Here is a 10911-nt window from a genome sequence, read left to right on the forward strand (position 1 = left end):
CGTCATTTCGCTGCATTCGTCGCCTTGCCCTGAACAACGGCAACACTCGCGCAGAGCCGTGCAGGATTAAATAGATGCCCCTATAGTTCGTTAGATCGGCCAGAATGACTCCGCACCTGGGGGCATCTGGAGGCATCCGTTGGTATCAAGGGCAAGTTGTGACCATTACTCGTTTTATCCCGTACTACTCCGCTCGATGGCTATCTGCCCGTTTTATCCTCTTGTCAGCCGCCGGGCTGGCTGTCGTGTTCCTGCTATTGCTGAGTCCGGCTGCGGCGGCAATAACCAGTGCTGCATCCAAAACGTTACCAGAGCCTGCGGCCAACCTTGATCTTACGGCAGAAGAACGTACCTGGTTGCTGAACCATCAGACTATCCGAGTGCATAACGAGGCCAACTGGGGGCCGTTCAATTACCACGAATACGGTCGTCCCAAAGGCTATTCGATCGAGTTTATGGATTTGCTGGCCGAAAAGCTGGGTATCCAGGTGGAGTACATCACCGGCCCAAGCTGGAGCGAGTTTATGACGATGCTGGGCACTCAAGAACTGGATGTGATGCTCAATATTGTCCAGACCGAAGATCGCAGCCAGTTTATTCTGTTTACCGAGCCATACGTTACCAATCCTCCAGGCATTGTGGTGCGTGATGACAATCATGACGTCCGTGACCTGAGGGATCTGAACGGTCGGGTTTTGGCGATTCCCAAAGGGTTCTATTATCAGGAGCTTATCGAACGTTATTTCCCGGGCATTCAACTGTTGCTGCTGACCGACCAACTGGAAACCCTCAAAGCAGTATCCTTTGGCCACGCTGACGCGACCATCGGCGGTATAGCGATTCAGAACTACCTGATGCGCAAGCATCTGATCAACAATACCAAGGTCATTGGTGGTCTCGACGACCCGCGTTTTGAAAACAACCTGCGGATGGGCGTTCGGCCTGACTGGGGGATATTGCGGGATATTTTGCAAAAAGCACTGGAATCCGTGACCGAGCAGGAACTGAGCAACCTGGGACGTCGCTGGCTCAGCAGTGGCTTGCAGAGAACCCAGGTGTTGCAACTGGACAAGGAAGAAAAAGACTTCCTGGCCGCTCACCCGGTATTACGAGTTCATAATGAAATGGACTGGCCGCCGTTCAACTTCAATGAACAAGGCAAGCCCAAGGGGTTTTCGATTGATGTGATGGATCTGATTGCTCAAAAGACCGGCTTTCGTATTGAGTACATCAGTGGCCCGGGTTGGGGGGATTTTCTTCATATGATCAGCAATCGCCAGCTGGATATGATGCTCAATATTGTGAATACCCCGGAGCGGCGGCAGTACATCCGTTTTACCCGTCCGTATGCTGTTAATCCAAACATTATTGCCAGTAAAAAAAGTAACAAATACGAAAACATCGACAGCCTGAAAGGTAAAACCGTTGCTGTCCCGCGAGGCTTTTTTTATGAAGAAGTGCTCGGCAAGGAATACCCGGAGATCAAACTGCATCTGGTGAAAAATGCCATTGACGGGCTGAAAGCCGTTTCCATTGGCAAGGCTGATGCGGCAGTCGGCGAAGCGGCGGTCTTTAACCACCTGATTGCCGGCAATATGTTGAATGACCTCACCATTTCCGGTGAAGTCGATATTGGCCAACCGGATCTGGCCAATTTACGGATTGGCGTCCGTTCGGACTGGCCGATTCTGCAGGGAATTATGGACCGTGCCGTGGACTCCTTGTCCCGTGATGAGCAAGCAACTATTTCCCAGCGCTGGATGGGCAATGAAAACTATATTGCCAGACCCGGCAGCGGTATGGCGCTGACCGCCAGCGAAAAAGCCTACCTGGAAAAACAGCCCAACATTACTTATTGCGCCAACCCCGACTGGATGCCGCTGGAAAAAATCGGCACGGGCGGTAAGCACGAAGGCATGGTGGCGGATTATCTGGGCCTGATGGCCGACCGTATCGGGATTGGCCTGACCCTGGTTCAGACCGACAGTACCGCGCAGTCGCTGGAGTACGCCAAAAGCCGCCGTTGCGACATCATGTCGGCGGCATTTGAAACTCCGGACGCCGTACGTCAGCTGAACTTCACCAAACCATATTTGCGTTTGCCACTGGTGATTGCCATTCAGGAACGATCGTTGTTTGTGGATGGCCTGAAATCACTCGACCAGCAAACCATCGGAGTGCCTCAAGGATATGGGTTGCTGACCAAGCTGCAGCAGGATTATCCGAGCCTGGAGGTGATTGAGCTGCCCGATATCAGCACCGGTCTGCGCCAGGTTGAAGAAGGCCGGATATTCGGCATGATTGGAGCGATCGCCCCGATCGGTCATGCCATCCGCAAGGACCGTTTTATTGATCTCAAGATTGGTGGCCGTCTGGATGAAGACTGGAAGCTGGCAATTGCTGTGCGTAACGATACGCCCGAGCTGCTTTCGATGTTTAATAAAGCCACCGACTACATCACTGAAGAAGAGCGTTCCAAAGTGTTTCAGCGCTGGGTCGCCGTGACATTTGAGCAACAGGTGAATTACCACTTGGTGTGGAAGCTGGCAGCGCTAGTGTCAGTGATTATGCTGGCCATTGTGCTTTGGAACTGGAAGCTGGCGCGTCTGAACCAGCGTTTGAAAACCGAGATGGAATTGCGGCATCAGGCGGAACAGCAACTGCAAGACACCAACTCCGAGCTGAATCGTAAAAACAGCGAGCTGTCGATACTGTCCACAACCGATAACCTGACTGGTCTGGCGAATCGTCTGTCGATTGAGCGTCAGCTGGACAAGGTGCTGGAAGATCAGCAGCGGGAAGGATCGTCTTTCTCTGTCATCATATTGGATATCGACCACTTCAAGCAGATCAACGACCAGTATGGCCATTTGCTGGGGGATGAAGTACTGAAGCGCATGGCCCGTCTGCTGGAAGATAATACGCGCACCAGCGACCAGATTGGCCGTTGGGGTGGGGAAGAATTCATGATTATTCTGCCAGATACCAGCGCAGCGCTTGCCTATCGGTTGGCAGAAAAAATACGCACAGCCATTGCCGCGGAACAGTTCGAAGATGCTGATCACGTCACTACCAGTATTGGCCTGGTTGAAAGCCTCCAGCCCGGGCAGAGTGCCCGCCAACTGCTGCTGAAAGCCGACAAGGCTCTTTACCAGGCCAAAAGCCGAGGGCGTAATTGCGTCGTGGTCGCTGTAATTGCAGGTGACGACGAGACCTGTTACGTCTCTGAAGCAACGGACTGAGCCAGAGCACTGGTGAATGTCCGGAGCTATGAAACAACCATCATAAAACACTTGTTCATGGTCTGTGGGTCAAGATTATCAACGGTTGATGCTCCCTGGAACCGCCCCCTCTAACCAGTCGTTCTGCAACGCGGTACACTGGAGGTATCTGGAGGAGACTATGAATCTGAACAGCCTGACGGAAGACCTTGCCAATCAACTACTGCTGCGCCACTGGCGTCTGGCGACGGCGGAATCCTGCACTGGTGGCGGTATCGCTGCTGCCTGTACCGACCTGCCTGGCTCATCAGCCTGGTTCGATTGCGGGTTTGTGACCTATTCAAACGAGGCCAAGATGCAACTGCTGGATGTATCGAAAGAGACGCTGGTGGTGGATGGTGCGGTCAGTGAAGCGACGGTCAGAGAAATGGTGGCTGGTGCGGTGAGTAACAGCCGTGCTGATGTGGCGGTGTCGGTCAGTGGTATCGCCGGGCCGGGTGGAGCCGTACCCGGCAAACCAGTCGGTACCGTCTGGTTTGCCTGGGGGAATCATCGCCGTATTGGTGCCGAATGTTGCCATTTTGATGGTGACCGTGCTGCGGTACGCCAGCAAGCCATTGCCCATGCCATCCTGGGGTTGACCCGCTGGCTGGAGCAGGCATAAAAAACTGTGAATCCATCCAGTAAAAAACACTTTGCCGGGTTGGCGCTGATAGGAATTTGTGTTTAACTACTGGTCAAATTTACAGTAAAAACTTTCCGGGCCAGCCAGTGAATTTGACGCCCTGGTGATTAGAGGATATTCAATGGACGCGAACAAACAAAAAGCCCTTGACGCTGCTCTGGGTCAGATTGAACGTCAGTTTGGCAAGGGTGCCATCATGAAGATGGGCGAGCAGCCCCGTGAAGCCATTCCCGCGGTTTCTACCGGTTCCCTAGGGCTGGATATCGCGCTCGGCATCGGCGGTTTGCCAATGGGGCGTATTGTTGAAATTTACGGGCCGGAAAGTTCAGGTAAAACCACCCTGTGTTTATCAACCATGGCGCAGGCGCAGAAACAGGGCAAGACGGTTGCCATTATCGATGCGGAACATGCGCTGGATCCTCTGTATGCCGAAAAACTCGGTATCGACCTCGACAGTCTGCTGGTTTCCCAACCGGATACCGGTGAGCAGGCGCTGGAAATCTGCGACAGCCTGGTACGTTCTGGCGCGGTCGATGTCATTGTGATTGACTCTGTGGCAGCGCTGACTCCAAAAGCCGAAATCGAAGGGGAAATGGGCGACAGCCACGTTGGCCTGCAAGCCCGGTTGATGTCTCAAGCGCTGCGTAAAATTACCGGTAACGTCAAAAACGCCAACTGTCTGGTGATTTTTATCAACCAGATTCGGATGAAAATCGGCGTTATGTTTGGCAGCCCGGAAACCACTACCGGTGGTAATGCCTTGAAGTTTTATTCCTCCGTTCGTCTGGATATCCGCCGTACGGGTTCGGTCAAGCAGGGTGATGAAGCCATTGGTAACGAGACCCGTGTCAAAGTGGTCAAGAACAAGGTCGCTCCTCCCTTCAGACAAGCAGAATTCCAGATCATGTATGGCGCGGGTATCTACCATATGGGCGAGATTATTGATCTGGGTGTGAAGTGTGAACTGGTACAGAAAGCCGGTGCCTGGTACAGCTACCAGAACAACAAGATCGGTCAGGGCAAGGCCAATGCCGCCGCATATCTGGAAGAACATCCGGAAATTGCCGCTGAAATCGAAGCCGGTATCCGTGCCCAGCTGATTGTTGTCCCCAACCTGGAGCAGCCTGCCGACAAAGACAATGTCGAAGCCAAAGAAGACTGAGCCATGCACTATCGCCAGTCTGGTGGAACTGCGCCCGCAGCTACGCCAGGCTGGTATCGACCTGCTGTCCCGCCGCGAACACAGCCGTGATGAATTACACAGTAAGCTGACACGCCGTTTTTATGGACAAATCGACGACGCTATCCGTCTTTCTTTCGAGCCATTATTGACCGATATTCTGGATGATTTTGCTCAACGGGGCTGGCAAAGTGATGAGCGTTTTGCTCGATCTTTTTTGCGTACCCGTTTTCAGCGGGGGCAGGGGCCATTACGTATCCAGCAAGAGTTGCGGCAGCGACGGGTTGCTGACGATATTGTCCGCATGACATTGGCAGACAGCGATGCTGACTGGTTTGAATTGGCCAGAGCCGGAGCCGCCAAAAAATTGGGGGTGCGTGGCGAACTGGCCAAAATCCGCCTTGCTGATCAGAAAGAAAAAGCCCGTCTTTACCGTTTTCTAGGCTATCGCGGGTTTAACCCAGACCAGATTCAGTACGCACTGGATGCCTGTTGTGAAGCTCACGATGAGCAGGACGAGCGCTGGGACTGGTAGTACTCAGGAAAACGCACAGCCTGCCTTGATGCCCACCTTTTTCAGGATAATGGCCAACGGACAAAAGCCGGTAAACGCGGCTTGAAACAGATTGGCGCCAACAAAGGCAGTAAACCAGAGCCAGTACACATGGTGAAACTGGGACAGGGCCACACTCACTAAAATAAAGCATCCGGCAAGCGCAAGTACCATACGGTCGACATTCATGGCTATAACCTCGAGTCAAGTAAATTTCAGGGGGAGTATGTGAATGTATCTGCGATATCAGAACATTCAAATATAACTGTATGGTTATTTTGTTTTGAGGTCAGGTCAAGCGATTTCTTGTGAATTTCTGCTTTGCAAGAGGGCAGGACTCGGACAAAGCGGAGCAAACCGCTATACTGCCGCTTTGATGCAACCAACCTTCGGAATTACGCCCTCGTATGAAAAGCGCAGATATTCGCCAGGCATTCCTCGATTTCTTTGCCTCCAAAGGGCACGAGGTGGTGCCATCCAGTCCTTTGATTCCTGCCAATGATCCAACGCTGCTGTTTACCAACGCTGGCATGGTGCAGTTCAAGGATGTCTTTCTCGGACAAGACCAGCGCAGCTACAGCCGAGCGGTCTCGTCACAGCGTTGTGTTCGCGCTGGTGGCAAGCACAACGACCTAGAGAATGTCGGTTACACCGCCCGTCATCACACTTTCTTTGAAATGCTGGGTAACTTCAGCTTTGGTGATTATTTCAAAGAAGACGCCATCCGCTTTGCCTGGGAGCTACTGACCTCAAAAGACTGGCTGGGCCTGCCGGTCGAGAAGCTGATGGTCACGGTATATGCCGATGATGACGAAGCCTTTGACATCTGGAATAAAAAAATGGGTGTCCCGGCAGATAAAATTGTCCGCATCGGTGACAACAAAGGCAGTCGTTTTGCGTCAGACAACTTCTGGCAAATGGGTGACACCGGGCCTTGTGGCCCTTGCTCTGAAGTTTTTTATGACCACGGCGAGCATATTTGGGGTGGGCCTCCAGGATCACCGGAAGAAGACGGCGATCGCTTTATCGAAATCTGGAATATCGTTTTTATGCAGTTTGACCGTCAGCCCGACGGTGAAATGCTGCCATTGCCAAAACCATCGGTAGACACCGGCATGGGGCTGGAGCGTATTGCAGCCATCAAGCAAGGTGTCCACAGCAATTACGAAATCGACTTGTTCCAGGCGTTGCTGGCGGCTGCGGCGAAAGCCACCGGCTGTCAGGATACCGAGAACAAGTCGCTGAGGGTGATTGCCGACCATATTCGTTCTACCAGCTTTCTGGTGATCGATGGGGTTCTGCCGTCCAACGAAGGCCGTGGTTACGTTTTGCGTCGTATTATTCGCCGTGCCGTTCGTCATGGTCATATGCTGGGCGCTCCGATTGGCTTTTTCCACACTCTGGTCCCGGCATTGGTTGAACAGATGGGTGAGGCCTATCCTGATTTGGCTGAACTGTCGTCTCATGTGCAAAAGGTACTGCGTCTGGAAGAAGAGCAGTTCGCCAAGACCCTCGACAAGGGCATTGCGATTCTGAATGCTGCGATTGAAACACTGGAAGGCGACACCATTCCCGGTGAAACCGCTTTCCGCCTGTATGACACTTACGGTTTCCCGCTGGATTTGACCGCCGACGTAGCACGTGAGCGTAATCTCAAGGTAGATGAAGCCGGTTTTGATGTCGAAATGGACAAGCAGCGTCAAAAAGCCCGTGCTGCCGGTAACTTTGGTGCCCAGCATGGCACCGGACTGACGATTGACGGCGATACCCGGTTCTGCGGTTATGACGCACTGGAGAATACCGGTACGGTGAAAGCACTGTTCAAAAATGGCGAAGCCGTGGCTGAGCTACAAGCCGGTGACGAAGCCACGCTGGTGCTGGACGAAACCGCTTTTTACGCCGAAAGCGGTGGTCAGGCAGGGGATACCGGCTTTCTGACTGCAGCCGGGGTTGTGTTCCAGGTTAAGGACACCACCAAAGAAGGCAAGAACCACTTGCATCAAGGGGTGCTGGTCGAAGGCCAGGTTAAGGCCGGAGATACACTGACCGCCACGGTTGATGCTGAAAAGCGTTTGGCGACCTCCTTGCATCACTCGGCTACTCACCTGTTACACGCTGCCTTGCGCACAGTGTTGGGTGCCCATGTGGCACAGAAAGGCTCGCTGGTAACGTATGACAAGTTACGCTTCGACTTTTCTCATCTGGAAGCGATCAAGCCGGACGAACTGCAGCAGATTGAAACCCTGGTGAATCGCCAGATTCGTGCCAATACGCCAGTGACAACCCGACTGATGGATATCGATGCTGCCCGTGAAACCGGTGCCATGGCATTGTTTGGTGAGAAGTACGACGATGAAGTCCGGGTGCTGTCGATGGGAACCGACGACTTTTCGGTCGAACTGTGTGGTGGTATTCACGCCGCCCGTACCGGTGATATCGGCCTACTGAAAATCAGCTCCGAAAGTGGTATTGCTGCAGGGATTCGCCGTATCGAAGCGGTGGCAGGGCAAGCCGCACTGGATTTTGTTGGACAGCAGGAACAGGTGCTCAAGGGCATCGCGACGTCTCTGAAAGGCACCACGGAAACCGTAGGTGACAAAGTAGAGCAACTGCTGAACCGCACCAAAACACTGGAAAAAGAGCTGGAAGCCTTGAAGTCCAAACTGGCCAGCAGCGCCGGTTCCGATCTGGCTGACAATGCCAGGGAAATCAACGGCGTCAAGGTGCTGGCAGCCCGTCTGGAAGGTGCTGATGTCAACGCCTTGCGTAATATCATGGATCAATTGAAAAACAAGCTGGGCAGCGCCTTGATCATGCTGGCCGCCGAAAATGACGGCAAAGTGACGTTGTTGGCAGGTGTTACCAAAGATCTGATCAAGTCGGCCAAAGCCGGTGATGCGGTCAAGGCCTGTGCAGAATACGTCGATGGTCGTGGTGGCGGTAAGCCCGAAATGGCTCAGGCGGGTGGTCAAAAACCCGCCGGTATTGATGATGCCCTGGCCGCGTTTGAGCGCTGGGCAGCATCCGTCGTCTGATTGACCGGATATGCCCGGCCAATCGGGCAAACCGACAAGAGACATGAGTATGGATATCGACAATCATTGATATCCATACTGGTCAAAACAGGCATGGACGCCCATTATTACTGACAGATGCCAGGCAACAACTGCCACAACAGAGGTTATGTCCTTTTACTTTTCATGGGTATTTGAAGGAATAACTCTGTCCCGCTGTTCTCCGTGTTTTACATACACTCTGTATCTTTCTTGTTCATGACAATTGTTGTTTAATTAGCGCCCTTTTCAGACTAGTCAACCCCGGTTGTTACATCATGGCGTTATACGTACAGAAATATGGAGGCACGTCGGTCGGTACTGTTGAACGGATCGAAATGGTTGCCGATAAGGTAAAATCCTTCCGCGACGCGGGTCATCAGGTGGTGGTAGCCGTGTCTGCCATGAGTGGCGAAACCAACCGATTGATTGGTCTGGCCAAATCTGTTTCTGATAATCCTTCTCCCCGTGAGATGGATGTACTGGTTTCCACCGGAGAGCAGGTGACCATCGCCCTGTTGGCCATGGCTCTGGAAAAGCGTGGCGTTAATGCGCGCTCTTACACCGGCTGGCAGGTGGGTATCAAAACCGACAACGCGTTTATGAAAGCCCGGATTGAAGACATTGATACCACGGCCATGCGCACGCAGCTGGACAATGGCGGTGTGGTGATTGTGGCCGGTTTTCAGGGCGTGGATGACGACCATAACATCACGACCCTGGGACGTGGAGGTTCCGACACCACAGGGGTTGCCCTGGCAGCGGCACTGGGTGCCGATGAATGTCAGATTTACACCGATGTGGATGGCGTTTACACAACGGACCCTCGCGTTGTGCCTTCGGCCCGTCGAATGGAGCAGGTGACGTTCGAAGAGATGCTCGAAATGGCCAGTCTGGGCTCCAAGGTGCTGCAGATTCGAGCGGTCGAGTTTGCCGGTAAATACAAGGTTCCGCTGCGCGTGCTTTCCACATTCAAGGAAGGTAACGGCACTCTGATTACAATGGAGGAGAATGACTCCGTGGAAAATCCCGTTATTTCAGGTATCGCGTTCAATCGTGACGAAGCAAAGGTAACCGTCAAAGGTGTACCAGATATCCCAGGTGTCGCTTCCCGTATCCTGGTGCCCATCAGTGATGCCAATATTGAAGTCGATATGATTGTGCAAAACGTATCGGATGATGGCACAACCGACTTCACCTTCACGATTCATCGTAATGAATACAGCAAGGCAATGGCGATTCTGGAAGCAACCGCCAATGAACTGAATGCCCGTCAGGTGATCGGTACCGACAGCATCTGCAAGGTCTCTATGGTTGGGGTCGGTATGCGATCCCATGCCGGTGTTGCCAGTAAGATGTTCAAGACCCTAGCGGATGAAAATATCAACATTCTTGCTATTACCACATCGGAAATCAAAATTTCCGTGGTGATTGCAGAAAAGTATTTGGAGTTGGCCGTTCGTTCGCTGCACACTGCGTTTGGACTGGATGCCGAAGAAGATACTCAGGTTGAAGCCTGAGCATCTCTGCTCCTGTCTGTTTGGGGAACCTTCCGTAATGGATGGGCCCTAATAACCAAACATTCTTAACATCCCGGTTTTTTTCTGACCATAACGGAATATATGGTCAATACTGATAGATGAAAAGAATGGGCCTTGTGCCACAGCACCCTAGAACTACCTAGAACCAATCAATAGGATTTGCAGGAGTAACCTATGCTTATTTTGACCCGTCGCGTAGGCGAGACGTTAATGGTAGGTGACGAAGTGACCGTCACCGTCCTTGGAGTAAAAGGAAACCAGGTACGTATTGGTGTGAATGCACCGAAAGAAGTCGCAGTTCACCGCGAAGAAATTTATCAGCGCATTCAGCGTGAGAAAGATGGTGATGAATCCGCTGGTAATTACTAAGCCATCGATTTAATTGCATTTTTTTCTTTGAATTTCTAAATAACGTGGTATCATGCGCGCCGTGATCTGGAGAGATGGCCGAGTGGCTGAAGGCGCACCCCTGCTAAGGGTGTATAGGTTTATACCCTATCGAGGGTTCGAATCCCTCTCTCTCCGCCACGTTTTCTGCTTCGGCAGTAGTGTTTTATATTAGTTGACTATTATCGTTTCCTGAATATAATACGCGCCCCACGATGTGCGCTCGTAGCTCAGCTGGATAGAGTACCTGGCTACGAACCAGGTGGTCGGAGGTTCGAATCCTCCCGAGCG

Annotated in this window: 8 protein-coding genes and 1 tRNA gene; 8 read left to right on the forward strand and 1 reads right to left on the reverse strand. The window is 52.5% G+C overall.

Annotation, left to right across the window (positions count from 1 at the left end; genetic code table 11):
- Positions 1-104: 104 nt before the first annotated feature.
- The 4 genes from Q8W24_RS16500 to Q8W24_RS16515 all read left to right on the forward strand — a co-directional run bounded on the left by Q8W24_RS16500 (position 105) and on the right by Q8W24_RS16515 (position 5621).
- Positions 105-3242: a transporter substrate-binding domain-containing protein gene (locus Q8W24_RS16500; RefSeq protein ID WP_305475987.1), complete on the forward strand. Its 3138-nt coding sequence runs from the start codon at positions 105-107 to the stop codon at positions 3240-3242.
- A 160-nt stretch (positions 3243-3402) separates the two neighbouring features.
- Positions 3403-3885, forward strand: coding sequence for a CinA family protein (locus tag Q8W24_RS16505; protein ID WP_303434892.1), 483 nt, complete (start codon positions 3403-3405; stop codon positions 3883-3885).
- 142 nt (positions 3886-4027) lie between these two features.
- On the forward strand, positions 4028-5068 hold the full coding sequence (gene recA / locus Q8W24_RS16510) for a recombinase RecA (protein WP_303434894.1): 1041 nt from the start codon (positions 4028-4030) through the stop codon (positions 5066-5068).
- Complete coding sequence (locus Q8W24_RS16515) at positions 5046-5621, forward strand: regulatory protein RecX (protein WP_305415637.1); 576 nt, start codon at positions 5046-5048, stop codon at positions 5619-5621. The genes recA and Q8W24_RS16515 overlap by 23 nt, the downstream gene beginning before the upstream one ends.
- Before the next feature lie 3 nt (positions 5622-5624).
- Here the strand turns inward: Q8W24_RS16515 and Q8W24_RS16520 are convergent, their stop codons facing one another.
- Positions 5625-5828, reverse strand: a complete 204-nt coding sequence (locus Q8W24_RS16520) for a DUF2892 domain-containing protein (protein ID WP_303434897.1) — start codon at positions 5826-5828, stop codon at positions 5625-5627.
- Positions 5829-6046: 218 nt separating this feature from the next.
- Here Q8W24_RS16520 and alaS point away from each other — a divergent pair, with 218 nt between their 5' ends.
- The 4 genes from alaS to Q8W24_RS16540 all read left to right on the forward strand — a co-directional run bounded on the left by alaS (position 6047) and on the right by Q8W24_RS16540 (position 10761).
- A complete protein-coding gene (gene alaS / locus Q8W24_RS16525; protein WP_303434898.1) occupies positions 6047-8674 on the forward strand; it encodes an alanine--tRNA ligase in 2628 nt (875 codons plus the stop codon).
- 296 nt (positions 8675-8970) lie between these two features.
- Positions 8971-10212, forward strand: a complete 1242-nt coding sequence (locus Q8W24_RS16530; RefSeq protein WP_305475990.1) for an aspartate kinase — start codon at positions 8971-8973, stop codon at positions 10210-10212.
- 195 nt (positions 10213-10407) lie between these two features.
- A complete protein-coding gene (gene csrA, locus Q8W24_RS16535) occupies positions 10408-10602 on the forward strand; it encodes a carbon storage regulator CsrA (protein ID WP_303434927.1) in 195 nt (64 codons plus the stop codon).
- 68 nt (positions 10603-10670) lie between these two features.
- Positions 10671-10761, forward strand: a tRNA-Ser gene (locus Q8W24_RS16540).
- The last annotated feature ends 150 nt before the right edge of the window (positions 10762-10911 follow it).

The sequence above is a fragment of the Oceanobacter sp. 4_MG-2023 genome (assembly GCF_030689165.1).
Lineage (GTDB): Bacteria > Pseudomonadota > Gammaproteobacteria > Pseudomonadales > Oceanobacteraceae > Oceanobacter.

Excerpts from the sequence above, each read along its gene's own strand:
- alaS (WP_303434898.1), top strand. The coding sequence starts at position 6,047 with ATGAAAAGCGCAGATATTCGCCAGGCATTCCTCGATTTCTTTGCCTCC.
- Q8W24_RS16515 (WP_305415637.1), top strand. The coding sequence starts at position 5,046 with ATGTCGAAGCCAAAGAAGACTGAGCCATGCACTATCGCCAGTCTGGTG.
- recA (WP_303434894.1), top strand. The coding sequence starts at position 4,028 with ATGGACGCGAACAAACAAAAAGCCCTTGACGCTGCTCTGGGTCAGATT.
- Q8W24_RS16500 (WP_305475987.1), top strand. The coding sequence starts at position 105 with ATGACTCCGCACCTGGGGGCATCTGGAGGCATCCGTTGGTATCAAGGG.
- Q8W24_RS16530 (WP_305475990.1), top strand. The coding sequence starts at position 8,971 with ATGGCGTTATACGTACAGAAATATGGAGGCACGTCGGTCGGTACTGTT.
- csrA (WP_303434927.1), top strand. The coding sequence starts at position 10,408 with ATGCTTATTTTGACCCGTCGCGTAGGCGAGACGTTAATGGTAGGTGAC.
- Q8W24_RS16520 (WP_303434897.1), bottom strand. The coding sequence starts at position 5,828 with ATGAATGTCGACCGTATGGTACTTGCGCTTGCCGGATGCTTTATTTTA.
- Q8W24_RS16505 (WP_303434892.1), top strand. The coding sequence starts at position 3,403 with ATGAATCTGAACAGCCTGACGGAAGACCTTGCCAATCAACTACTGCTG.